General features: G+C 70.9%; 23 protein-coding genes. 10 read left to right on the top strand and 13 right to left on the bottom strand.

The window, feature by feature from the left end; translation table 11 throughout:
- Positions 1-40 precede the first annotated feature (40 nt).
- From HW566_RS16085 to HW566_RS08700, 9 genes are all read right to left on the bottom strand, one after another.
- Complete coding sequence (locus HW566_RS16085; RefSeq protein ID WP_256728643.1) at positions 41-844, bottom strand: ABC transporter ATP-binding protein; 804 nt, start codon at positions 842-844, stop codon at positions 41-43.
- Positions 841-1,896 (bottom strand): FecCD family ABC transporter permease, encoded by a 1,056-nt coding sequence (locus HW566_RS16080; protein ID WP_256728642.1) that lies wholly within the window; start codon positions 1,894-1,896, stop codon positions 841-843. Before HW566_RS16080 ends, HW566_RS16085 begins: the two co-directional genes overlap by 4 nt.
- Positions 1,893-2,945 carry a FecCD family ABC transporter permease gene (locus HW566_RS08730; RefSeq protein WP_256728641.1) on the bottom strand — a complete coding sequence of 351 codons (1,053 nt, stop codon included), beginning with the start codon at positions 2,943-2,945 and terminating at the stop codon, positions 1,893-1,895. The genes HW566_RS16080 and HW566_RS08730 overlap by 4 nt, the downstream gene beginning before the upstream one ends.
- Positions 2,935-3,987: an iron-siderophore ABC transporter substrate-binding protein gene (locus HW566_RS08725; RefSeq protein ID WP_178012125.1), complete on the bottom strand. Its 1,053-nt coding sequence runs from the start codon at positions 3,985-3,987 to the stop codon at positions 2,935-2,937. The genes HW566_RS08730 and HW566_RS08725 overlap by 11 nt, the downstream gene beginning before the upstream one ends.
- Positions 3,988-4,035: 48 nt before the next feature.
- Entirely contained in the window at positions 4,036-5,946 is a 1,911-nt protein-coding gene (locus HW566_RS08720; protein WP_178014820.1) for an FAD/NAD(P)-binding protein, read from the bottom strand.
- A 5-nt stretch (positions 5,947-5,951) separates the two neighbouring features.
- Positions 5,952-7,277, bottom strand: a complete 1,326-nt coding sequence (locus HW566_RS08715) for an NtaA/DmoA family FMN-dependent monooxygenase (protein ID WP_178012123.1) — start codon at positions 7,275-7,277, stop codon at positions 5,952-5,954.
- Positions 7,274-8,449, bottom strand: a complete 1,176-nt coding sequence (locus HW566_RS08710; RefSeq protein ID WP_178012121.1) for an LLM class flavin-dependent oxidoreductase — start codon at positions 8,447-8,449, stop codon at positions 7,274-7,276. Before HW566_RS08710 ends, HW566_RS08715 begins: the two co-directional genes overlap by 4 nt.
- A 92-nt stretch (positions 8,450-8,541) precedes the next feature.
- Positions 8,542-9,105: a dihydrofolate reductase family protein gene (locus HW566_RS08705; protein WP_178012119.1), complete on the bottom strand. Its 564-nt coding sequence runs from the start codon at positions 9,103-9,105 to the stop codon at positions 8,542-8,544.
- Positions 9,106-9,121: 16 nt separating this feature from the next.
- Entirely contained in the window at positions 9,122-10,141 is a 1,020-nt protein-coding gene (locus tag HW566_RS08700) for an LLM class flavin-dependent oxidoreductase (protein ID WP_178012117.1), read from the bottom strand.
- 143 nt (positions 10,142-10,284) lie between these two features.
- On the opposite strand from HW566_RS08700, the gene HW566_RS08695 reads away from it, so the two are divergent.
- Positions 10,285-11,571 (top strand): adenylosuccinate synthase, encoded by a 1,287-nt coding sequence (locus HW566_RS08695; RefSeq protein ID WP_178012115.1) that lies wholly within the window; start codon positions 10,285-10,287, stop codon positions 11,569-11,571.
- A gap of 1 nt (position 11,572) precedes the next feature.
- A complete protein-coding gene (locus HW566_RS08690; RefSeq protein WP_178012113.1) occupies positions 11,573-12,748 on the top strand; it encodes a lactonase family protein in 1,176 nt (391 codons plus the stop codon).
- 21 nt (positions 12,749-12,769) lie between these two features.
- Here HW566_RS08690 and HW566_RS08685 read toward each other — a convergent pair whose 3' ends face one another.
- Complete coding sequence (locus HW566_RS08685) at positions 12,770-13,918, bottom strand: AI-2E family transporter (RefSeq protein ID WP_178012111.1); 1,149 nt, start codon at positions 13,916-13,918, stop codon at positions 12,770-12,772.
- Positions 13,919-14,006: 88 nt separating this feature from the next.
- On the opposite strand from HW566_RS08685, the gene HW566_RS08680 reads away from it, so the two are divergent.
- The 5 genes from HW566_RS08680 to HW566_RS08660 all read left to right on the top strand — a co-directional run bounded on the left by HW566_RS08680 (position 14,007) and on the right by HW566_RS08660 (position 18,324).
- Entirely contained in the window at positions 14,007-14,327 is a 321-nt protein-coding gene (locus tag HW566_RS08680) for a chorismate mutase (protein ID WP_178012110.1), read from the top strand.
- Between the two features lie 311 nt (positions 14,328-14,638).
- The gene (locus HW566_RS08675; RefSeq protein WP_372955799.1) at positions 14,639-15,742 is read left to right on the top strand and encodes an ABC transporter substrate-binding protein; all 1,104 of its coding nucleotides are present in this window, start codon (positions 14,639-14,641) and stop codon (positions 15,740-15,742) included.
- 92 nt (positions 15,743-15,834) lie between these two features.
- Positions 15,835-16,707, top strand: a complete 873-nt coding sequence (locus HW566_RS08670; protein WP_178012106.1) for a carbohydrate ABC transporter permease — start codon at positions 15,835-15,837, stop codon at positions 16,705-16,707.
- Positions 16,704-17,606 carry a carbohydrate ABC transporter permease gene (locus HW566_RS08665; protein ID WP_178012104.1) on the top strand — a complete coding sequence of 301 codons (903 nt, stop codon included), beginning with the start codon at positions 16,704-16,706 and terminating at the stop codon, positions 17,604-17,606. The genes HW566_RS08670 and HW566_RS08665 overlap by 4 nt, the downstream gene beginning before the upstream one ends.
- A gap of 1 nt (position 17,607) precedes the next feature.
- Entirely contained in the window at positions 17,608-18,324 is a 717-nt protein-coding gene (locus tag HW566_RS08660; protein WP_178012102.1) for an alpha/beta fold hydrolase, read from the top strand.
- On the opposite strand, the gene HW566_RS08655 is transcribed toward HW566_RS08660, so the two are convergent.
- Genes HW566_RS08655 through hisD form a run of 3 tightly spaced genes read right to left on the bottom strand, consistent with a single transcriptional unit; the run spans position 18,284 to position 21,122 of the window.
- Complete coding sequence (locus HW566_RS08655) at positions 18,284-19,051, bottom strand: HpcH/HpaI aldolase family protein (protein WP_178012100.1); 768 nt, start codon at positions 19,049-19,051, stop codon at positions 18,284-18,286. The two genes, HW566_RS08660 and HW566_RS08655, sit on opposite strands and share 41 nt — an antisense overlap.
- Positions 19,051-19,809 carry an SDR family NAD(P)-dependent oxidoreductase gene (locus HW566_RS08650; RefSeq protein ID WP_178012098.1) on the bottom strand — a complete coding sequence of 253 codons (759 nt, stop codon included), beginning with the start codon at positions 19,807-19,809 and terminating at the stop codon, positions 19,051-19,053. Before HW566_RS08650 ends, HW566_RS08655 begins: the two co-directional genes overlap by 1 nt.
- On the bottom strand, positions 19,806-21,122 hold the full coding sequence (gene hisD / locus HW566_RS08645) for a histidinol dehydrogenase (RefSeq protein WP_178012096.1): 1,317 nt from the start codon (positions 21,120-21,122) through the stop codon (positions 19,806-19,808). The genes HW566_RS08650 and hisD overlap by 4 nt, the downstream gene beginning before the upstream one ends.
- 112 nt (positions 21,123-21,234) lie before the next feature.
- Here hisD and HW566_RS08640 point away from each other — a divergent pair, with 112 nt between their 5' ends.
- The 3 genes from HW566_RS08640 to HW566_RS08630 all read left to right on the top strand — a co-directional run bounded on the left by HW566_RS08640 (position 21,235) and on the right by HW566_RS08630 (position 24,544).
- Positions 21,235-22,233 (top strand): LacI family DNA-binding transcriptional regulator, encoded by a 999-nt coding sequence (locus HW566_RS08640; RefSeq protein ID WP_178012094.1) that lies wholly within the window; start codon positions 21,235-21,237, stop codon positions 22,231-22,233.
- A 141-nt stretch (positions 22,234-22,374) separates the two neighbouring features.
- Positions 22,375-23,355 (top strand): nuclear transport factor 2 family protein, encoded by a 981-nt coding sequence (locus HW566_RS08635; protein WP_178012093.1) that lies wholly within the window; start codon positions 22,375-22,377, stop codon positions 23,353-23,355.
- Between the two features lie 22 nt (positions 23,356-23,377).
- Positions 23,378-24,544, top strand: a complete 1,167-nt coding sequence (locus HW566_RS08630) for a cupin domain-containing protein (RefSeq protein ID WP_178012091.1) — start codon at positions 23,378-23,380, stop codon at positions 24,542-24,544.
- Positions 24,545-24,546 lie beyond the last annotated feature (2 nt).

Here is a 24,546-nt window from a genome sequence, read left to right as displayed (position 1 = left end):
CTTCACACCCCGTCACGCAGCGTCATCCGCCGGCGGGTCGTCAGGCGCGGTGGTGGCGACCGAGGGGAGACACGAGCGGCGCCCCGGAAGCGGGGTCGGGGATGACGATCGCGTCGATGCCGAAGACCTCGCGCACGAGGTCCGCCGTCACGACATCGGCGGGAGCACCCTCCGCGACGATGCGCCCGCCCGACATTGCGACGAGATGGTCGGCGTAACGGCACGCGAGCGACAGCTCGTGAAGCACCATCACGATCGTGGTGCCGCGCTGGTGGTTGAGATCGACGAGCAGGTCCAGCACGTCGATCTGGTGGCTGATGTCGAGGTAGGTCGTCGGTTCGTCGAGCAGCATGACGTCGGTCTGCTGGGCGAGGGCCATCGCGATCCAGACGCGCTGCCGCTGACCGCCCGAGAGGGTGTCGACGGAGCGGTCGGCGAGCTCGGCGACGCCCGCCGTGCGCATCGCAGCGTCGACGATCGCGTCGTCCTCGGATGCGCGTCGCCGCAGCCAGCCCTGGTGCGGGTACCGTCCGCGGGCGATGAGGTCGGCCACCAGGATCTGTTCCGGCGCGACCGGCGACTGCGGCAGCAGCCCCAGCACGCGCGCCACCTCCGCGGTCGGCCGCGACCGGATGTCGGCGCCGTCCAGCAGGACCGCGCCCGTGGTGGGCGTGAGCAGCCGGGCGAGAGCCCGTAGCAGCGTCGACTTTCCGCACGCGTTCGCCCCGACGATCACGGTGATCCGCCCGGGCGGCACGGCGAGCGACAGGCCGTCCACGACGGTCGCTCCGTCGTAGCCGAGCGTGATCGCCTCGGCGCTGAGTCGGTGGTCGGCGGTGGTCATCGGGTGCCTCCCGGGCGGGCGGGGTCGGAACGCGTCAGCAGCCAGGCGAGGTAGGGAGCGCCGATCGCTCCCGTCACGACCCCGACGGGAAAGGGGATGCCGGGAACGGCGTACAGCGCGACGAGGTCGGCCGCGCTGACGAGGGCGGCGCCGGTGGCCGCCGAGGCGACCAATGAGATCGACCCCGGCCCCACGAGGCGTCGCGCGATCTGCGGCGCCATCAGGGCGACGAACCCGATCGGTCCGCTCGCCCCGACGGCGATCGCGGCGAGAACGACGGCGGTGAGCAGCACACCGACGCGGACCCGCTGCACCCGCACGCCCAGGGCCGCGGCCGTCGCGTCGTCCAGTTCGAGCCCGCGCAGCCCCCGCACCTGCAGAGCGAGCAGGGCGAACGCGATGACCGCGACGACCCCGCTCGTGCCCACGACGCTCCACGACGAGCCGCCCAGGCTGCCGACGAGCCAGGTGTACGCGACGCTCACGTCGCGGATCTCCGCGCGGGTCAGCACGGTTCCCGTCAGCGCCGTGGCGAAGGCGGAGAACCCGACGCCGACGAGGATGAGCCTCATGCCGTGCAGCCCGCGGTTCCAGGCCAGGACGCCGATGAGCGCCGCGGCGACGATCGACCCGCCCGCGACGAGACCGGTCAGTGCGATGCCGCTGAGACCGAGGCCGAGCACGGCGGCCACGCCGACGGTACCGGCCGACGCCGTGACCCCCAGCACGTCGGGGCTCGCGAGCGGGTTGCGCAGGACCGATTGGAAGACGGCCCCCGCGGCGCCGAGGCAGGCGCCGACGACGACGGCAGCGAGGGCGCGCGGCATCCGGAGCTCCCAGACGACGAGCGAGACGACCGGCTGGGCGCGGCCCGTGAGCGCCTCGACGACCTCTGCGGGCGAGAGCGCCGCCGGTCCCAGCAGCAGGGCCACGGCGAACAGGACGGTGACGGCGACGGCGGCGCTGGCTGAGACGATCGCGACCCGGCGAGCAGACGCCCGACGGAGCGGTCGAGTCAGAGCCGCGGGCATCGTGCCCGTCGCGGGCGTCACAGCCCCGCCATCCGACCCCGCCGCACGAGCGCGATGAAGAACGGTGCCCCGACCGCCGCGACCACGATGCCGACCTGCAGCTCTCCCGGTCGCGCGACGATCCGGGCGACGACATCCGCCGCGACGAGGAGGACGGCGGCGGTCGGTGCTGCGAAGAGCAGGATCCACCGATAGTCCGGGCCCGCGATGCTGCGCACGGCATGCGGCACGATCAGTCCGACGAAGGCGATGGGACCCGCGACCGCCGTGGCGCCGGCTGCGAGCACGACCAGCGCGATCGCCAGAAGCAGGCGAGCGCGGTTCACCCGCAGGCCGAGGGCCGCGGCGGTCTCATCGCCGAGGGCGAAGAGGTTCAGCGTCCGACCCGACGCCAGCGCGACGGCGGCCGCGACGATCAGGACCGGCAGCACCGGAACGAGCACGTCGAGACCGCGCCCGGCCAGGGCGCCGACCTGCCAGAAGCGCATGGCGTCGAGCGCCTCCCGGCTGACGATGAGCACCGCCGACACGAGCGAGAACAGCGCCGCCGACACGGCCGCTCCCGCGAGCGCCAGCTTGCCGGGGGTGGCCCCGTCGCGACCTCGCGACGACAGCACCCAGACGATGGCGGCGGCGACCGCCGCGCCCCCGATCGCGAACCAGAGATACGAGCTCGGCCCGGTCGCGCCGAAGACCGTGATGGCTGCGACGACCGCGAGGGCCGCGCCCTGGTTGACGCCGAGGATGCCGGGGTCGGCGAGCGGGTTGCGGGTCACGCCTTGGGCGATGGTGCCCGACAGCCCGAGCGCGGCGCCGACGACGATCCCGACGATCGTCCGTGGCAGACGCTTCTCGACGATCGCGATGTGCTCCGGATCAGTGGGATCGTAGGCCGTGAGCGCGTGCCAGACGGTGCCGAGAGGGATCTCGGACGTGCCGATCGCGAGGCTCGCGACGACGACGCCCCCGAGCGCGAGCGCGATCGCGGTCCCCGCCCAGACGCGCCGACGGGGCAGCGACCGCGGCGAGCGGCCCCTGCCCCGAGGAAGCGCGAGCGTGTCAGCCGACACGCTCGGCGACGGCGGCGAGCTGCGGAACGTACTGGTCCAGCATCCACGGGATCGACAGCACCGTGGGCGCGCTCGAGGCCATGACGAACGACTCGCCGACGATCGGGGCGAAGCGGTCCTCCTTCACCTGCGGCATGGCGGCCACGAGCGGATCGGCGACGAAGGCGTCGACGTCTGCCTGTGTGCCGAAGTAGGCCACGAGCACGTCGGACTCGAGGGTGTTCAGGTTCTCGAAGCCGAGCTGGTAGAAGTAGCTGTCGTCGTCGGGAGCGAGCGCTTCGACCGAGGGGGCGACCGTCATGCCCAGCTGGGTGAGCAGCTGCACGCGCGGGTCGTCGTCGCGGAAGACGTTGAAGATCTCGGGCTGATTGTTCGCTCCATAGGCGAACGACGTATCTGCGAGCGCCGGATACTGCGCGGCGAGGTCGGCGATGTCGGAGTCGACTTGAGCGACCAGGTCGGCTGCCTCATCCGTCAAACCCAGCGCCTGGCCGACGATGGCGGTCTGGTCCTCCCATGAGGTCGCCCAGCGCTGGTCGGGGTAGGCCACGACGGGCGCAACCTTGCTGAGCGCGTCGTACTGCTCCTGCGTCAGCCCCGAGTAGGGCGCGAGGATGACGTCGGGTCGGGCCTCCACGAACTCCTCGATGTTCGGCTCGCCGGTGTCACCACCGGTGAGGAGGGTCGGCGTCTCGCCGCCGAGGTCCTCGATCGCATCGGCATCCCACGGGAGCACGCCGTCGACGCCGCCGTAGGCGAAGGCAGGCATGGCGACCGGCACGACGCCGAGAGCGAGCACCGCGTCCTGCGCCGACCAGCCCCATGTCGCGATGCGCTCGGGCTTCTCGGGGATCACCGCGTCGCCCAGCGCGGACGTGACGGTGACGGGGAAGCCGGCAGCATCGGCCCCGTCCGCGGCGGGGGCCGTACTCGCGTTCTGGGCCGCGGGGGCGGAGCAGGCGACGAGGCTCGCGCCGGTGACGAGGAGGGCAGTGACGACCGCGGCGACGCGGCCCCCGGGACGGGAGAGAGCAGTGTGCATGGAGATCCTGGCTGAAGGCGGTTGTCTGACCGGCGACCCGGTCGGACGTTAGGTTACCCTAACCAACGGCACGGCCGCGTCGAGGACAGCGGCGACGATGGCGCCGGCCGTGCGATCCGTCTGGCGGATCGACAGGGCGTTCGACCCCGGGCGGGTGAAGGCGCCGCTCTCGGGCAGCGACGTGAACGGGCCGAGCGCGAAGACGGATGCCGTCGGCACGCCCTCCGCCGTCACCACGCGGCCGTCCGCGTCGGTCAGCACGCGTGCCGCGGAGCCCTGTCGCCGGGCGAGGGCACGCAGCACGGGATTGTCGCTGTGGGCCGCGCCGGACCCCGGTAGCCACGCGTCGACGAGGCTGCGGGCGACCGTCTCGCCGGGGACGCGCGGGCTCGACGCGACGAAACCGCGCCCGGGGTCGACGCGGACGTCGATGTCGGGCCCGAGGAAGCGGAGGACGCCGGCATCCGCGAGCGCGAGGAATTCCTCCAGGCGGTGCGCGGGCGGGCCGCTCGCGACGTAGCTGAAGAAGGTGTGCCACCGCACCGGGAGCGACACCGCGCGAGATCGCTCGTTCCATCGTTCGGCGGGGACGTCGGCGAGGGCGAGGTACGACAGCAGCGCCGCGAGGAAGACGCCCTGGGCGGCGCTGCGCTCCGGCGTCGTTCGCAGGTGCAGGTCGGTGACGATGTGGGCGCGCACCCGCTCGTGCGCGTCGTCGCGGTCGGCGAAGGCCGCAGCGGCCAGCGGGCGGTCGAGCGAGGCGACGTCGAACCGGTCCAGCGGGTCGGGCACCGTCGCCGCGATCGCCTCGAGAAGCGCCGGATCGTCCCACGCGTGCGACTGCAGCACGGTGCGGAACGTCGGCCAGTCGCCCACGACGCGGTCGGGGTGGCCCGTGAACAGCTCGCGGTAGTGGCCGTGAAGCAGCTCGCCCGCGATGAGCGGCCACACGTCGGCCTCGAAGTCGATGAGACCCGGGCGGGCCACCAGCTCGGCGATCGCCGCGGCCGTCAGCACCTCGCGCTGGGGCGCGTCGCCCTGTATCGCCGAAGACACCTTCGAACGGTAGGGGACGCCTCGGCGCGACCCGAGGTGCAGGCGGGGCTCGCGCCCGGAGGCGACGTAGCGCAGCACACCGTCGTCGTCGTCGACGAAGCGTCCGCCGCGGCCCTGCGTCAGCAGCACGACGAGGTCGACCGCGGCCAGCCCCATGCCGCGCACGATGACGTCGTCGCCTGCGCCGAGCTGCGAGAGGTCGGCGTCGGCCGTGAAGGCGGGAGGCACGTATTGCAGCCGCTCGCTGCGCGCCGCGTCGATGAGCGCCGCGGTGGCGGCATCCGGTTCGCGACCGGTGTGGCCCAGTGCGTAGACGATGCCGTCGGCATCGAGCTCGAGGCCGCTCGCCAGGGTCACGCGGTTCTCCGGGCTCACGCGCGCGACCGTGTCGGCGCGCCAGCGCACCGTGACGCCGGAAGGCGCCTCGGCGACCGTGCGGCGGTAGAACCACTCCAGGTAATAGCTGTGCAGGCGGCGGGTGGGGAAGCTGTCGCCGCGCAGTCCCCGCGCCTCGGCCGCGGCCACCTCGTCGTCGATCTCGATGCCTCGACCGGTCGCGGCCAGCTCGCCGCTGCGCCAGAGCTCGGCCCACTCGATGAGCGACGGGCCCGGACGGATCGGACCGTCGATCGTGCAGCTGTCGTCGGTGAAGACCGTCACGTCGCGCGCCATCGAGTTGAGCTTCAGCAGCGGCGACTGAGCTCGTCGCCAGATGCGCCCGGCGCCCGGCGGATGCGGGTCGATGAGCTCGACGTGCAGGCGCGGTGCGCCCACTGCGCGGGCGTCCGACGTGCCGACCGCCTCGCCGGACCGCGCGACGATCCGCTCGAGGAGCATGATCGCGCGCGGTCCGGCTCCGACGATGACGAGCCGCCGGACGTTCGCCGCGCCCGCGCCGCCCATCGGGCTCACTGCGCGACGGCAGCGCCGGCCGGGACAGCGGCCGGCAGCCCCAGCAGGTCGCGGAGCGTCGCGCCCTCGTCGTACGAGTCCCGGTACGAACCGCGCTCCTGGAGCAGCGGCACGACGCGCGTGGCGAACTCGTCGAGACCGTGCGGTGTCAGGTGACCGACGACCGTGAAGCCGTCGGTCGCGCGCTCCTGGACGTAGCGGTCGATCTCACCCGCGATGAACTCCGGGGTGCCGACGAAGGTGTGCTTCGCCGTCAGTCGGATGACGAGCTCGCGCACGCTCAGGCCCTCGGCCTCGGACAGCTCCCGCAGCGATGCGATGCGCGCCTGTACCGCCGCGTGCCGGTTCGCCCAGCCACGCGCGGTCTCCGCGCCGGTGTCGGGCTCGACGTCGGGGAGGGGGCCGTCGGGGTCGTAGCCGCTGAGGTCGCGGCCCCACACCTGCTCGAGGTAGGTCAGCGCCTGCTCCGGCCGCACCTGCTGCAGCGCGATCTCGCGCGATCGCTCGTGCGCCTCGGCAGCGGTGTCGCCGATCACGAAGGTCGCCCCCGGCAGGATCTTCAGCGAGTCCTCCTCGCGACCCCAGGCGGCGAGACGCCCCTTGACGTCGTCGTAGAACACGCGCGCCGCGTCGAAGTCCTGGTGCAGCGAGAAGATGACCTCGGCGTGCTCGGCCCCGAAGTCGCGTCCGTCGGCGGAATCGCCGGCCTGCACGATCACGGGGCGTCCCTGCGGCGACCGTGGGACATCGAAGCGGGCGTCGACGTCGAACTGGGGTCCGGAGTGACGGATGCGGCGGGGCAGCGCCTCGCCCTCGTCCCACGAGTCCCACAGCTTCTTCGACAGCGCCGCGAACTCCTTCGCGCGCTCGTAGCGGTCGGCGTGGGCGAGGAACCCGCCGCGGCGGAAGTTCGCGCCGTGGAAGGCGTCCGAACTCGTCACGGCGTTCCATCCGGCCCGGCCGCCCGACAGGTGGTCGAGCGAGGCGAGCTGACGGGCGAGCTCGTACGGCTCGTTGAACGTCGTGCTCAGGGTGCCGACGAGACCGACGTGGTCGGTGACGGCGGTGAGAGCGGCCAGGACGGCGAGGGTGTTCGGTCGGCCGAGGACGTCGAGCTCGTGCACCCGACCCTTGTGCTCGCGCAACCGCAGGCCCTCGGCGAGGAAGACGTAGTCGAAGAGGCCGCGTTCGGCGGTGCGGGCGAAGTACTCGAAGGCGGCGAAGTCGATCTGGCTGCCCGACGCGGGGTCGGTCCACACCGTCGTGCTGTTGACGCCGGGGAAGTGCGCGGCCAGGTGGATCTGTCGGGGCGAACGGCTCACCGGGCGACCTTCTCTCGTGTCTGGGTGGAGGTGTAGCGGCTGTCGGGTCGCGCCAGGCCGAGCCGGCCGCGCAGGGTGGCCGCGTCGTCGTCGCGCAGCACCCGCGTCGCGCGCAGCAGCGGGGCGAGCCGCTCGGCGATCGCGACGACGTCGTCGGGCTGTCGGGCGGGACGCAGCCGCACGCCGTCGACGCCGGTCTCGGCGAGCCCACGGAGGTGCTCGGCGACCTCCACGGCCGTGCCCGCGATCACCCGCGCGTCCGAGCGGAACTCGGCCCCCGCCAGCTCGTCGAGCCGCGCGAGCGCGTCGTGCGCGGCGGCCGAGGTCTCCTCGATGAGGACGATCACGTCGGCGAAAACGCGCAGGGGCTCGGGCGAGCGGCGCAGCCCCGCGGCGGCTCCGTCGAGCTCGGCGAGGATGCCGGTGGCCGCGGCGGCATCATGCGGTGTGATGAAGACGACGTCGGCGTGCTCGGCGGCGAGGCGGAACGGCACCGTCTGGTGCGCGAGCACGGAGATGATCGGGCGGCCCTGGGGTGAGCGGGGCACGATCGAGGCGCCGGTGATCGAGAAGAACTCGCCCGCGACGTCGATGTTGTGGATGCGGTCGGCGTCGACGAAGCGTCCCGTCGCGACGTCCCGGATGATGGCGTCGTCCTCCCACGAGTCCCAGAGGCGCCCGAGCGCGTCGGCGACCTCGCCCGCCTCGCGGAACCCCGTCTCGATATCGAGCTCGTCCCGGCGCCCGAAGTTCGCGCGCTCTGCGGCCGACCCGCCGACGACGAGGCGCACGCCGGCGCGACCACGGCTCGCGAAGTCGAGGGTCTGGATGCCGGTGGCCACGTGGAACGGCTCGGTGTGGGTCGTCGTCACGGTCGGGACGAGACCGATTCGCTGAGTGCGCGGCGCGAGCGCCGAGGCGAGCAGGACCGCGTCGACGCGACCGTGCAGACGCCGAGGGTCGGGATCGGCGGCGTCCTCGTAGCGGTCGGTCAGGGCGAGGGCGTCTTCGATGGTCGCGAGGGTGACGCCTGCCCGATCGAGAAGGCGCACCTGGTCGGCCCAGTGGCGCGGTGTCGTGAACGCGCGCGGCGAGAGGCCGGACGCACGCCACGCAGCGGGGTGCCAGCCGGCCCGCTCGAGGGCGACGGCGAGATGGATGCGGTGAGACATGACCCCACTGTCGGCCCCGCTTCGAGCGCCGCCAAGGCCGCCCGTCATCCGGCGACACCTGTCGTAACAGGAGTTCGCGACGCGTCTTCAGGTCACCGGCTGCGGGGTCGGTAGCGCGTCGCCACGGCGCCGGATCGGAACGCCGTCCGGTGCACCGATTCGAGCTCGAGCTGCCGCTGCACGCCCGCGAGCAGCGTCGGACCGCGGCCGGCGACCACGGGATGCACGAGAAACTCGTACTCGTCGATCAGGCCGAGCTCCGCGAGCTGGGTCGGCAGCGCCACGCCGCCGACCCACAGCCCGGCGCCCGGCTCGGCCTTCAGCGCGCGAACGGCCGCTTCCGGGTCGCCCGAGATCAGCTCGGCGTTCCAGTCGGGATCGCGGAGCGTCGAGGACACGACGTACTTCTGCGCGCCGTCGATCGCTTCCGCGAACCTGATCTCGGCGTCGTCCATCCACTCGGGCCACTCGCCCGAGGCCGGCCGTCGCCAAGCGGCCTCCATCATCTCGTAGGTCACGCGGCCCAGCAGCAGCGCGTCGACACCGGCCATCTGCCTCGTCCAGAAGTCCATCGACTCCTCATCGGGCGGCAGCCCCGACTCATGGTGGCAGCAGCCGTCGAGGGTCACGTTGATCGAGTATCGGAGAGGTCTCATGCCTCATCCTGTCTGCTCAGACCTTCGGGGTCCATCCGAGCGCGGGGCCGATGCTCGTCGCGAGCTCGCGCACGATGTGACGCTGATCCTCGGCGCTGAAGGAGAACGGCAGTTCGAGCAGAAGCTCGTCGACCGCCGTGAACGCCGCGTCGCCGGCGATGGCGTCGACGATCTCGGCGGTCGAGCCGATGATGTCGCGGGCGATGAGGGTGCGGCCCGGTCCCTGCGGCGCGAGCGTGCGAGGCGTGCGCGTCTCGACGTAGGCGGCGAAGCGCTCGCGCTGCTCGGCGGTCGCGTTGTCGGTGGGCAGGATGACGTGGCCCTTGCCGACCGTCGCGGCGTCGCCGAGCGGGTGCCGTGACCGGAAGAGGTCGATCTGCTGCCGCTGCACCTCGGAGAAGAGCTCCGAGTCCTCCGCGGTCGAGATGTTGCTGACGAGCAGGTTGAGTCCTGCCGAACCGGCCCACTGCGCCGAGCGCAACGACCCGCCGCCGTACCAGAGGCGCGACGCGAGACCAGGGCTGTGCGGCTCGACGCGGTCTGAGGAGAGCTCGGTGACCCCGCCGAGCCCGATCTCGCGCTCCCGATCGACGGCATCGCCGCGGATGAACCCGAGGATCCGCTCGATGCGGCCGTAGCTGACGTCCTCGTCCCGCCAGCGCTCGCCCAGCACGCGGTCGGCGACGTCGTCGGGCAGCCGCGGCGCTCCGACGCTCAGGCCCGGCTGCAGACGGCCGCCCGACAGCAGGTCGGCCGTCGCGAGGTCTTCGGCCAGCCGCAGCGGCGACTCGTAGACGGTCGGGATCACCGCGACGCCGAGGTCGATGCGCCGCGTGCGCTGCGCGGCCGCGGCGAGGAACACCGCCGACGACGGCACGCCGTACTGCAGGTGCCGCGTGCGGATCCAGCCGCCGTCGAGACCGAGCTCCTCGCCGTACGAGAAGAGCTCCAGCGCCTCCTCGAGCCCCGTCGCCGGGTCGCCCCGGCGGAACGGCACGATGTGGAGGAATCCGAGTTTGCGCAGTCGACCGGTCACGGCATCACGCTAGTCAGACGCGCCCCGCCCGCGGCCCGGATGCGTTCACACGCCGACACAGTCGAGGAGTCCGCGCCTCGGGCCGGTGACTCCGTGTCGATAGGATGGGGTGCAATCCCTCCTCGACAGAAAGGGAGATCCGCATGCCGGGAATCGTCATCGTCGGCGTCCAGTGGGGCGACGAGGGCAAGGGCAAGGCCACCGACCTGTTGGGCGATCGCACCGACTGGGTCGTCAAGTTCAACGGCGGCAACAACGCCGGGCACACCGTCGTCATCGGTGACGAGAAGTACGCCCTGCACCTGCTGCCCAGCGGCATCCTGTCGCCGGGCGTCAACGCCGTCATCGGCAACGGCGTCGTCGTCGACCTCGAGGTGCTCTTCGCCGAGCTCGAGGCGCTGTCGGCGCGCGGGCTCGACATCTCGCGTCTCAGGGTCAGCGCCAACGCGCACCTGATCACCCAGTATCACCGCACCCTCGACAAGGTGACCGAGCGCTTCCTCGGCAAGCGTCAGATCGGCACCACCGGTCGTGGCATCGGCCCCGCATACGCCGACAAGATCAATCGCGTCGGCATCCGCGTCCAGGATCTCTTCGACGAGAACATCCTGCGGCAGAAGGTCGAGGGCGCCCTCGACCAGAAGAACCACCTGCTCGTGAAGGTCTTCAACCGCCGCGCGATCACCGCGGACGAGATCGTCGAGGACCTGCTGTCGTACGCCGACCGACTGCGCCCCATGGTGTGCGACACCGGTCTGCTGCTGAGCAACGCGCTCGACGCCGGCGACGTCGTCGTCTTCGAGGGCGGTCAGGCCACGATGCTCGACGTCGACCACGGCACCTACCCGTTCGTGACGTCGTCGTCGGCGACCGCGGGCGGTGCCGCGACGGGCGCGGGCGTCGGACCGAACCGCCTCGATCGCATCGTCGGCATCGTCAAGGCCTACACGACGCGCGTCGGCTCGGGCCCCTTCCCCACCGAGCTCTTCGACGAGAACGGCGACTTCCTCCGTTCGCGCGGCTTCGAGTTCGGGACCACCACCGGTCGTCCGCGCCGTGTCGGCTGGTACGACGCCCCCATCACGCGGTATGCGACACGCATCAACGGCATCACCGACCTCGTGCTGACCAAGCTCGACATCCTCACCGGGCTCGACCGCATCCCGGTCTGCGTCGCCTACGACGTCGACGGCGAGCGGTTCGACGAGGTGCCGGTCAACCAGTCCGACTTCCACCACGCCACGCCGATCCTGGAGTACTTCCCCGGCTGGAAGCAGGACATCTCGACCGCCCGCACCTTCGAGGAGCTGCCGGTCGAGGCTCGGGACTACGTGCTCGCACTCGAGAAGATGAGCGGCACGCGCATCTCGGTCATCGGTGTGGGTCCCGCCCGCGACGCGGTGATCGTGCGCCACGACCTCGTCGACTGACATGCGCCTGCTGCTGGGCGGCTACACCGCCGATATGGCGGGGGAGGCATCCGGCATCGGCTTGGTGCACGCCGGCGACTCCGACGGCGCGACCGCCGACGGGCAGCTCTCGTCGCGCCCCGAGGTGGCGACCGCGTCGTCGCCCTCGTGGCTGGCCCGGCACCCGCGATCGGACGTCGTGTACGCGGCGCTCGAGTTCCGAGGTGAGGTGCAGGCCTACCGGCGCACCGGCCCCGATACGTGGGTGCCGCTCGGGCGTGCGGTCGCGGCGGGCGAGGCCGTGTGCCACATCGCCGTGGCGCCCGACGGCGGGTCTCTCGTCGCGAGCTGTTGGAGCGACGGTCGACTGGTGCGGATGACGCTGGATGCCGCCGGCGCGCCGTCCCACCCGGTCATCGCCCCCGCCGCGGTCGACCCGTACGGTCCCGACGCCCCGTCCGGGGCCGGTGAGGGCGACATCGACCTCGCCGCCGCCGCGCGGGCGCTGCGCGAGGCCGCCGGTCCCGAGTTCGCGCACCTCGTCCCGGGATCGGCGGAGCCTGCGCCGCAGCATCCCGGTCCCGATCAGGATGCCGGCACCCCCCGCCCATCGCGCTCGCATCAGGCGCGACACCTGCCCGGCGGCCTCATCGTCACGACGGACATGGGCCTCGATCTCGTGCGGTTCTGGCGGGACACCCCGCACGGTCTGCGAGCGGTGCAGGAGGTCGCCCTGCCGCTCGGAAGCGGCCCGCGCCACACGCTCTGGCATCCGAGCGGCCATCTCTACGTGCTCACCGAGCTCTCCCGTGAGGTGTTCGTGCTCGGAGCCGACCGCGCCGGCCGGTGGCGCATGCTGTCGGCGACGGGCCTCGTCGGTTCGCTCGACGACGACACCGCCGCCGAGATCGCGATGACCCCCGACGGCGAGACGGTCTACGCCGGCGTCCGCGGCAGCGACACCCTCGGCGTGCTGCGTGTCGGCGGCGCCGGTGACCGGCTCGAGCAGCTCGCCCTCGTCGACGCGGGGGTCTCGTGGCCGCGCCACCACATCGTCGTGCGCGACACCCTGGTCGTGGCCGGTCAGCACTCGAACGACCTCGTGTCCATGACCCGCGACCCCCGCACCGGCGTGCCGGGAAAGGTGCGGCACCGCGTCGCGGTTCCGAGCCCGACGTGCCTGCTGCCGATCACCTGATCTGCGCGGACCCGACCCGACTCAGGTGCGGTGCTTCTTGGCGTCCTGTCGGGGGATGACGATCTGGTTGACGATCAGCAGGATCGAGGCGGTCACGGGGATGGCGACCAGCGCGCCGAGCAGCCCGAGCAGGGTTCCGCCGACGAGCGCGCCGATCACCACGAGCGAGCCCGGCACCGACACCGTGCGGTTCATCACACGCGGGGTCAGCAGGTATGCCTCGACCTGCATGTAGATGAGGTAGACGCCCGCGAAGATGATCGCGGGCAACGGGGCCGTCGGGTTGGTCAGGAGCGTGATCACCGAGGCGCCGACCCAGAAGATCACGGTTCCCACGAGCGGGATGAGGGTGATGGCGAAGGCCAGCACCGCGAGCAGCGCGGCGAAGGGCACGCCGATGAGCGTCAGCACGATGAAGGCGAAGACCGCGTTCATGAGGGCGAGCACGACCATCCCCGACAGGTAGCCGCCGATCGACTCGGTGATCTGTCGGGTCATGTCGGCGACCGTCGCGCGCGAGCGCGCCGGCGAGAGGCGGACGAGCGCGTTCTTCATGCGGGGGAGCGACGCGAGGAAGTAGAGGCTCAGCACCAGCACGATGATCGACCCGGAGATGGCCGTGACCACGTCGACGCCGATCTGCAGCAGACCGCCGCCGATCGCGGCGATGTTCGACGGGTTCGTGACGAAGCTCTGCACCTCGTTGAGGATGTCGCTGAGGCTGTCGCCGAACGTGTCCTCCGCCCACTGCACGGTGTCGCTGCGAAGCACGTCGTTCACGATGGTCGGGACGTCGCCCACGAACTGCTCGATCTGCCGCACGACGGGGGGCAGGACGATCCACAGGATGCCGACGATGATGACCGCGAGGGCGACGAAGGTGATCACGATGCCCCACGCGCGGCTGATGCCCCGTCGCATGAGGAACCTCACGACAGGGTCGAGCGCGAGGGCCACGAAGAGGGCGATCGCGACATAGATCAGCACCGTCGACAGGCTCGAGATCGCGAGCCCGAGGACGATCGCCGCGAGGGCCCCGAGCGCGAGGAAGAAGCCGGCGGCGAACGGACGCGAGAGGGCGCCCCACACCGGTCGGTCGCGCGACGGGACCTCGGCTGCCGGAGCGGAGGGGACCGCGGTCGCGGAGGTGCTCGGGCGGGGCTTCGTCATGGTCACACTCTAGGCCGCGGCCGGCGGTGGCCGAGGGGGAGAACGCGGCACCCTGTCAGCCGATAGGGTCGGCGGGGGAGGAGCCGCCATGACCGACGCCACGACACAACTCCAGCGCCTGCGCGCGAGCATCGACAACATCGACGCCGCGCTCGTCTTCATGCTCGCGGAGCGATTCCGTTGCACCAAGCAGGTCGGTGAGCTCAAGGCCGAGCACGGCATGCCGGCATCCGACCCCGGTCGCGAGGAGCGCCAGATCGCACGCCTGCGCCGGCTCGCGGAGGAAGCCGACCTCGACCCCGAGTTCGCGCAGAAGTGGTTCGGGTTCGTCGTCGCCGAGGTCATCCGCCACCACCGCATCGCCGCCGAGGACGTGTCGGAAGACGCCCCTGAGCGCGCGGCCGACTGATCTGCGCCGGCCGTAACACTTATACGTATTCACGAAACGCGATCGTTACCGACCGTGCTGGCTGGTAAGTCTTCCCTTACCGCTATGCATACGTATACGGTGTGCCCATGTCATCCACTCAGAAGCGCGCTTTCGCCCTTGTCGCCGCGGCGGCCGTGGGTGCACTCGCCCTCACCGGATGCGGCGCCGGCAGCCGCACGGGGAACGCGAATGCCACCGAGGTCACGTGCGACTACACCGCACCCGATTCGGCGACCACGGTCAACGTGCTCGCCTACAACTCCTCCGCCATCGATCCGTTCACCAACACCATGGTGTCGAGCTGCTCGAAGGACGATGTCACCGTCAAGCACGACCCGATCGACTTCGGCGGGCAGGTGACCAAGACCACCGCAACGCTCGCGGGCGACACGGGCACCTACGACATCGTCGAGACCTACGGCTTCGTCATCCCGGGGCTCGCCACCGACGAGAAGCTGGTTCCGCTGGACGACCTGTTCGACAAGTACGCCGACGAGTACGGCCTCAACGAGATCAGCGAGTCCATGCGCACCGGCATGTCGTACGACGGCAAGCTCTACGCCCTGCCGATGCAGGCGCAGATGTTCGTCATGGCCTACCGCGCGGACGTCTTCGAGGACCTCGGACTCGAGGTCCCCACCACGTTCGACGAGATGATCGCCGCCGCCGAGGCGATCCAGGCCGAGGGCACCATGGCCTACCCCATCGCCCTGCCGTGGCTCGCGACATCCGACGTCTCCACGAGCTTCCAGGCCGCGATGAACTCCCTCGGCGCGGACTTCGTGGACGAGTCCGGCGAGGTCACCCTCGACACCCCCGAGGCGCAGCAGGCGCTCGAGGGGATGCTGGCCCTCGTCCCCTACATGGACCCGCAGGTCACGACCTTCGACCAGCCCAAGGTGCAGCAGCAGATGTACAACGGCACCGCGGCGATGTCGATCATGTTCTCGGGCCGTATGAACGACCTCACCCTCGACACCAACAGCAACCTCGCCGAGTCGTTCGCCTTCGCCGCCCCGCCCAAGCTCAGCGACGATGCCGAGTACGCCTACAACCGCCTGTCGATCGACGGCTGGTCCATCCCGTTCAACACCAAGCTCGACCACGACATGCTCTTCGTCATGATGGCCTCCGCCGTCAGCGAGGATGCGTCGACCGCCTCGGTGCCCGCGGCCTACCCGGCTCGCGAGGGCATGGTCACGGCAGAGAACTCGCCCTACGGCGAGGCGGCCAACGACTCGATCGCCGCGGCGATGCCGCCCGTGGTCTCGCCCATCCTCGCCGACCTGACCAACGAGATCCGTCCGATCCTCGTCCAGGTGCTGTCGGGCAACGTCTCGGTCGAGGACGGCATGGCCCAGATGCAGGCGGCGGGCGAGGCCTTCGTCGGCTGACGCACCTCCACCGCACCGAACCGCACTGACACATCGATGACCGCGGCCTGGATCCAGGTCCAGGCCGCGGCCGATCGAGGGGAGTTCCCGATATGAAGGCACGCGAGTTCTGGCTGCTGTTCGCACCGAGCTTCGTCATCATGGCCGGCCTGCTGGTCGTGCCGCTCATCCGAACCATCCAGTGGAGCTTCGAAAGCGTCCGCTACGGAACGCCGGGCACGTTCGTCGGCCTGGCGAACTTCGTCGACGCGCTCACCGACGCACGCTTCGGCCGGGCCGCGCTGTTCACGATCGTGGTGACCGTCATCACGACGACCATCCTGCTCGTGCTCGGCTACCTCATCGCCACCGGCGTGAACCGCCTGACGACTTCGCGCCCCCTCGTGCTGGGCATCATGCTCGTGTCGTACGTCCTGCCCAACCTGGTCGGCGCCGTGGCCTACTCGTGGCTCTTCGACGACAACTTCGGCGGTGTCGTCAACCGGTTCATCGGCCTGCTGGGCGGATCGCAGGTGCTCTGGTTCACCGACCAGGTTCCCAACGCCGTGCTGGTCATCTCCAACACCGTCTGGCACATGCTCCCGTTCGCGATGCTCATCATCCTCGCCGGGCTCCAGGGCGTTCCGGTCGAGCTGCGCGAGGCGGCGACGATCGACGGCGCCAACGCGGTGCAGACCCACCTCAACGTCATCATCCCCACGATCCGCGGGGTCATCGGGTTCGTCACGCTCATCTCGATCATGGACGTGCTGCGGATGTTCGACAACCTCATCCCCCTCTCGCCACAGGCGCAGGCGATCGGCAACGAGTCGATCATGCTCTACGTGTACTCGGTGGCCTTCGCCGACGGGGCGCAGAACCTCGGACTCGGCAGCGCCATCAACGTGCTGACGATCCTCCTCATCCTCGTCATGCTCATCCCCTTCATCCGCGGCATCTTCCAGGAAGCGAGGGCGGAACGATGACGCTCACCAGCGGCGACCTCTCCACACGCGCCATCACCACCGGCGACATCGAGGGCACCGGGCGCGCACGTCGACGCCGGCTCGGCCGGCCGCCCGTGATCACCGGCATCCTGCTCGCGATCCTGTGCGTCGTGATGCTCAGCCCGTTCATCTGGATGACGCTGTCGGTGACCAAGCCGACGAACGTCGCGTTCGCCAACCCGCCGGTGCTGTGGGACTACCAGCCCACGGTGCAGGCCTTCGTCGACCTGTGGCAGACCACCTACTTCGCCGACTATCTCGTCAACACCGTGGTGGTGGCCGTCGTCTCGACCGTCATCGCCCTGATCATCGGGATCCCCGCCGCCTACGCGCTGTCCCGCTTCCCCAGCTACGTGTCGGCGCTGCTCCTGGTGCTCGCCCTCATCTTCCGCGCGCTGCCGCGGTTCGCGGTCGTGCTCCCGATGTACGACATCAGTCGGGCGCTCGGCATCTACGACACCACGTTCGCCCTGGCGATCGCGCTCGTCGCGATCAACCAGCCCTTCACGATCTGGCTGCTGCGCAACTTCTTCGCCGAGATCCCTCGTGAGCTCGACGAGGCCGCGATGATCGACGGCTGCACCCGCATCGGGATGCTGCGTCGCGTGATGATCCCGCTCATGGGGCCGGGCATCCTCACCGCGGGGATCTTCGTCTTCCTCTTCGCCTTCCAGGAGTACCTCACGGCGCTGGTGCTGACCGACTCGTCGTCGAAGACGGTGCCCGTGTTCATCGCCACGCAGCTCGGACAGACGCTCCCGATGCTGCAGCAGGCGGGAGCGGCGTCGATGCTGCTGACGATCCCCGTGGTGGTAATCGCGTTCATCGCGCAGAAGTACCTCGTGGCCGGGCTCAGCGACGGGGCGGTGAAGGGCTGACGTGACCCCGCTCGTCCTGCTCCCGGGGATGAACTGCACGGCGGACCTGTGGACGGGATGCGGCGTCGACGATGCGCGGACGCCCGAGCTGACCGAGGACGATCTGGGTCGTCAGGTCGAGCGGCTGCTGGACGAACTGCCTCCGGTCTTCGCCATCGGCGGCCTGTCGCTCGGTGGGATCGTGGCGATGGCGCTCGCCGTGCGAGCGCCCGAGCGGGTGAGCGGGCTGTTCGTCGCCTCGACCAACGCCAAGGCGCCGACCGACGCGCAGCGTGCGTCGTGGCGGAGGTGGCTCGCGCGGCTCGACGCCGGCGACGCGCCGCGCGACCTGCAGGCCGAGATCCTCGGCGCGCTGCTCGGCCCCGGGGTCGTGGCACGGCGCCCCGACCTGGTCGAGCGGACGCTGCGGATGGGGGCCGAGACCGCCCCCGGCGCCCTCGCGATGCAGCTGCACCTGCAGGGCACGCGCGTCGACCTGCGCGAGGGACTGCGCCGTGTCCGGGTGCCGACCCTCGTGCTCTCGGCCTCGGACGACGTCCTCTGCCCGCCGGCGTTCCACGAGGAGATCCTCGCAGCGGTGGCCGACGGCATCCCGGTCTCGGTCGATGCCGGCCATCTGTCGCCGGTCGAGCGCCCGGACGAGGTCGGGGCGGCGGTGCGTGCGTGGTGGAGCGCGGTCAGTCGCGGGCCGCGCGCAGCCCGCGCAGATGACGCATGAGCGAGTGGGCGAGGTTGTAGACCACCAGGTGCGCGCCGTCCGCGAACGCTGCTGCCGCCGCCTCGGGCGTTCCGACGATGTCCATGCGCAGCCGCCCGGCATCCGCGACCGCCCGGTTCACCCGCGCGGACGCGGCCGCCACCGACGGATCGTCGGGACCCGACGAGGCGGCGAGATCGGCGGGCCCGATCATGATCCCGTCGAGCCCCGGCGTGCGGGCGATACCGTCGGCCGCGGCGACGCCGGCGGGCGACTCGATCATGCCGAGCACGAGCGTGTTCTGCAGATACCAGTCGCGGTGCTCCGCGGCATCCGTCTCGCCGAATCTCCCGGCCCGGCTGTAGGTCGCGAAGCCCCGGGTACCGGCCGGCGGGTAATGCGCGGCCGAGACGACGGCCGCGGCACCGGCGGGGTCGTCGATGTGCGGCGCGAGGATCCCCTGCGCGCCCTGGTCGAGCACACGCAGGATCATGCCGGCGTCGCCCTCGCCGACCCGGACGATCACGGGCACCCCGTGCGCGGCGGCGACGGCGATGTGCTGGCGGAGGGGCACGATGTCGGCGGGCCCGTGCTCGCCGTCGATGAGGACGAAGTCGAAGTCCGCCACCGCGAGCATCTCGACGAGCTCCTCGCCCGGCATCCGCAGCAGCGCGCCGATCAGACGCTCGCCGGCGTCGGCCCGGGCCCGGAGCGACGGCCCGCGCGGCGGAGCCGAGGGGGCGGGCATCAGGCGACCATCCCGGCCGAGAGATCGACATCGGCGCCGCACATACCGGGCATGTTCAGCATCGCGACCACGGCGGCCCCGACCTCGGACGCGGTGACCATCCTGCCCAGCGCCGATCGCGAGACGAAGGCCGCCTCGGCGCTCTCGGCCGAGGTGCCCGAACGCTCGGCCTCGAGCCGGAAGTTCCGGGCCATGCGGTCGCCGGCCACGGGTCCCGGGGACAGGCTGTTGACCGTCACCCCGGCAGGACCGACCTCGAACGCGAGCGAGGTCGTCAGGCCGAGCACGGCCATCTTCGAGGCCGTGTACGGGGTTCGGTGCGCCAGCGGGCGCTTGCCCGACACCGACGCGACGTTGATGACATCGCCCGCTCCCCGCGCGACCATGCCCGGGAGGAAGGCGCGACACATGAGGAAGGTACCGCGAACGTTCACCGCGAACACCTCGTCCCAATCCGCCGCGGTGACCTCGGTCAGCGCCGCGACGGGACCGGCGATCCCGGCATTGTTGACGAGGATCGACACCTCGGTGGGGGCGAGCTCGTCGCGCAGGCCCTCGACCGCAGCGGGATCCGACACGTCGCAGGCCACCCGCCGCGCGCGCTCGCCGAGGCGGGCGACCACCGCGTCGAGCCGTGTCGTGTCGCGACCGACCAGGACCACCTCGGCCCCGGCGCCGTGCAGGGCGTCTGCGATCGCGGCGCCGAGACCGCTCCCGCCGCCGGTGACCAGGGCGATCCGACCGGAGAGGTCGGTCACCGCGCGCCCGCCCGGCTCTCCTCGATCCACGGGAAGCTCGTGCCGGCGTGCCGCCACGCACGCGCATCGCCCGATCGGGCGTGGCCCTCGAACAGCTCGACCCGCGCCGCCCGGCCGCACACCTCGCCCAGCAGCGCCGACGACGCCGGGTCGACGATCTCCTGGTAGGTGACGGTCCGCAGGTACTTGCCCACCCAGAGCCCGCCGGTGTAGCGGGCGGCGCCGAGGGTGGGCAGCACGTGGTTCGTGCCGATCACCTTGTCGCCGTACGAGACACAGGTGTTCTCGCCGAGGAAGAGCGCGCCGTAGTCGTGCATCTTCTCGAGCGCGGCGCGGGGCTCGTTCGTGAAGACCTGCACGTGCTCGAAGGCGAACGTGTCGGCGAGGGCGTAGGCCTCGTCGAGGTCGTCGACGACGATCACCTGGCCCCAGTCCCGCCAGGCCGGCTCGGCGTAATCCCTCGTGGACATCCCCGGGAGGAGTTCGTCGACGAGGGTCATCACGCGCTCGCCGAGAGAGCGCGAGGTCGTGATGAGGACGGCCGGCGACTCCGGACCGTGCTCGGCCTGCGAGAGCAGGTCGACGGCAGTGAGGAACGGATCGGCGTCGTCGTCGGCGACGATGAGGATCTCGGTGGGCCCGGCGAAGAGGTCGATGCCGACCTCGCCGAACAGCTGGCGCTTGGCCTCGGCGACGTAGGCGTTGCCGGGGCCGGCGATGAGATTGACCGGCGCGATCGTCTCGGTCCCCACGGCCATCGCCGTGACGGCCTGGATACCACCGAGGATGTAGATCTCGTCGGCACCGGCGAGCTTCATCGCGGCGACCGTTGCGGCGGGGATCTCACCGCGGATCGGCGGGGTGCAGGCGACCACGCGGGGCACGCCGGCGACCTTCGCGGTGATGATGGTCATGTGGGCGGATGCCGTCAGCGGGTACTTGCCGCCGGGGATGTAGGCGCCCGCGGCCTGGACGGGCACGTGCTTCTGCCCGAGGTGGACGCCCGGAAGCGTCTCGACCTCGATGTCGACGAGCGAGTCGCGCTGCGCCTGGGCGAAGGTCCGCACCTGATCCTGCACGAACCGGATGTCGTCGATCACCTGCGGATCGAGGCTCGCCATGATCTCGTCGATGCGGTCGTCGTCGAGGCGGAAGGGTGCCTCCCACCGGTCGAACTGGGCCGCGTAGCGTGCGACGGCCTCGTCGCCGTTGCCGCGGATGTCGTCGATGATCGTGCGCACCCGCGCGGCGACGTCGCTCTGCGCGGTGTCGGTGAACGACTTCGTCGGCGCATTCTTCAGGTAGAGGGGCATCGGTGCATCCTTCCCATGCATACGTATGTTGCCACTATGACTGCGTATGCACAGAACGTCAAGTCTCCGCTAGACTTCGAGCCGTAGCGCCGAGCCTGCAGGGGGGGGGTCCATGGCTGTCACCAGCAGAGATGTCGCTCGGCTCGCCGGAGTCTCGCAACCGACCGTCTCGCGCGCGCTCCGTGACGACCCCCGGGTGTCCGACGAGACCAAGAAGCGCGTGCGCGAAGCCGCCGCGCTGCTCGGCTATGTGCCGAGCGAGGCGGGGCGGGCGCTCTCATCGGGGCGGACGCGGCGCATCGGTCTGCTCGTCACCGACCTCGGCAACCAGTTCTACTCGCACATCATCGCGCCGTTGCACCGCGAGCTCGAGGCGCGCGGCTATCAGCTGGTGCTGCACACCGAGACGACCGACGAGTCCGTCGCCGAGCGCCTCATCGCCAACGGGCTCGACGGCGTCATCCTGGCCACGACCACGGTGGACTCCGTCGTGCCGCTCCGCCTGCGCGATCGCGGCCTCCCGTTCGTGTACTTCAACCGCACGGCGGCGTACGTCGACGCCGACGCGACGGTGGTCGCTCCATCGCCGGGCTTCCAGGCCGCGGTGGACCGGGCGCTCGAGATCGGCCACGAGCGCATCGGTGCGGTTCTCGGGCCCGAGAACACGAGCACCGGTCAGTCGCGCGAGCTCGCACTCCGCTCGGCGCTGCGCACCCGGGGTCTCGGGCTGGACCCCGACTACGTCCGCCGCGGTCCGTTCGACACCGAGACGGGCGACACCGCGACGTCCGAGCTCCTCGCCCTGACTGAGCCACCCTCGCTCATCTTCTGCGGCAACGACGTCGTCGCCTACGGCGCCCTCAACGCCGCGCGCCGGATGGGCGCCGCCGTGCCCGAGGATATCTCGATCATCGGGTTCGACGACCTCCCGCCCGCGTCGTGGCCCATCATCCAGCTGTCGACGATCGCCTACGACTACGTCCGCATGGCGCGGGAGGCCGGCCGCCTGATGGTGGAGCGCATCGAGGAGCGGCCGGTCGACTACGCGCACGTGGAGTTCGAGACGACCTTCGTCGAGCGTCGCACCCTCGCCTCGCCGCGCGTCCGCTGACGCCCACGTCGCGACGGCGGGCGACGCCCGCGCGGTCGTCGCCTTCCGCCTCGCCTCTTGCATCGTGGTTGTGCATACGCATACACTGCGAGCATCAGACGCCGCGCCGGCTTCGGCGCCGACATCCCTAAGGAGCCCCGAGTGCCTCTCGACCCGGTCGCCTACCAGCCGTATGCGGATCCCGACGACTTCATCCGGGAGGTGACCGACCTCATCTGGGTGGATCGGTCGATCAGCTTCATCCGCGAGAACTACGAGCCCGACTCGATCGTGCACGGCGCCTACGGCACCTCGATCACGCGCGACGAGGTGATCGAGGGAACCCTCATGCGCATTTCGGCGACCCCTGACCGCACCGGCCAGGCCGAGGACGTGATCTGGGAGGCGCGTGGGGACGAAGCCTTCCTCAGCTCGCACCTCGTGCTCTCGGGCCACCTGCAGACCTCGGAGCATAGCCGCACGATCGCGAACTGCCTCTACCGTCGGGGACGCATGGTCGAGGAATGGGTGGTGCGCGACTCGCTCGCCGGCGCGCTCGCGCTGGGCGTCGACCTCGACGAGCTCGCCCGCGTCTCGGCCTTCCGCGGCTACACCGGCTCGTGGACCGAGCCGGCGCCCGTCGACCCGATCGCCGTCGGCGACTCCGGTCCGCGTCCCGACGACCACCGCCCCGAGGTCGAGCGGGTCATCGAGATGATCCAGACGGTGTGGAACGACCGCGACCTGCAGAAGGTCGAAAGGTTCTTCCACCGCGACCTGGTGCTGCTGACCGTCGGCAACCGCATCGTCATCCGGCCCGAGGGCTACCGACGGGCGCTGCTGCGCTTCCTCGAGTCGTTCCCGGCCGGGCAGTTCGAGATCCGCGACATCCAGACCAACTACGACGTCCGCTACGCGGGCTTGCGGGTCGCGGTCACCTGGAAGTTCGTCGGCGCCTACAACGGCGTCCCGAACTACGGGCCGCTCACCGGCAAGCCGGTCGACGTGCTCGGCATCTCGCAGTTCACGTTCCACCAGGGAGCCCTGGTCAAGGAAGTGCGCCTGTGGGACGACATCGCCCTGCGCGCCCAGATCGCGGGCATGCGCGGAGACGAGCCCATCGGACCCGGAAACATCTACTGAAACACGGAGGAAGAACACCATCATGAGTACCGATCGACTGAGCCACGACACCGTCGTCGACGGGGCCGAGATCGACCGCCGGACCATCCGCAAGAGCGACTGGGCGCCGCACAACGCCGCGTTCATCGACTGCCGGACGCCCGGTTCGGACCGCAAGGAGAACTACGCGTTCATCGGCGGCGGCGTGTCGCAGAACGCCGGCCAGGTCATCAACCTGACCGAGGAGCACGGCTTCAACACCGGCGCCGCGGGTATGCCCAACGGCATCTCCAACAACCTGCACCTGCACTTCACCGCCGAGGTCTTCGTCAACCTCGGCGGTGAGTTCCGTCTCCGATGGGGCATCGACGGCAAACAGGGCGAGTACGTCAGCACCGACGGCGACATCATCTCGATCCCCACGTGGATCTTCCGCGGGTTCACCAACGAGGGGCCCGATGACGGCATCCTCTGGACCGTGCTCGGCCGCGACGTGACGGGCGGCATCATCTGGGGCCCCTCCGTGCTGAAGGAGGCGGAGTCGTACGGTCTGCACCTCACGGCCGACAACCAGCTGATCGACACCGTCGCGGGCGATGTGCTGCCCGACGACGTCGCGCTGATCAAGCCGATCCAGCAGAAGTACGTCGACGAGCTCACCACCTACTCGGTCGAGGACATGCGCGGCCGCGTCATCCAGCCGGGCGACCGCGTCTACAGTGCGAACGCCCTGCTGTGCGCGAGCCTGCCCGGCGGCGCCGCCGAGCTCAGCCTGGCGATCGGCTACGGCATGACCGAGGACCGCCGGCAGGTGCCGCGCATCCACGAGCCGCACTCGTTCAACATGGCGTGGGTGCGCGCCGCCGAGGACGAGGGCATCCTGCGCCACCGCCACGACAAGAACCAGGCGCTCCTCGTCAAGAGCGGGCGGTGGGCGGTGACCCTCAACGGCGACCCCGCCACGACGGTCGAACTCGATCCCTCCGACTCGTTCTCGGTTCCGGCGGGGGCCTGGCGCGCGTTCCGCTGCATCGACGCGGGGGAGTCCGGGGCCGGCGAGCTCCTCGTGATCAACTCCGGCGACGACCGGGTCTACTTGGAGTGGGCACCCGAGGTCGTCGACGCCGCGCGCGACGCCGACTGGATGATCGACCCCAACGGCTACCTCGCCCCCGTGGGCGTCATGGTCACCGCGACGGAGGACGACTGAGG

It is taken from the genome of Microbacterium oleivorans (assembly GCF_013389665.1).
In the GTDB taxonomy this organism is placed as follows: domain Bacteria; phylum Actinomycetota; class Actinomycetes; order Actinomycetales; family Microbacteriaceae; genus Microbacterium; species Microbacterium oleivorans_C.
Note: the sequence above shows the minus strand (reverse complement) of the source record. Positions and strands in the feature narration are given on the sequence as shown.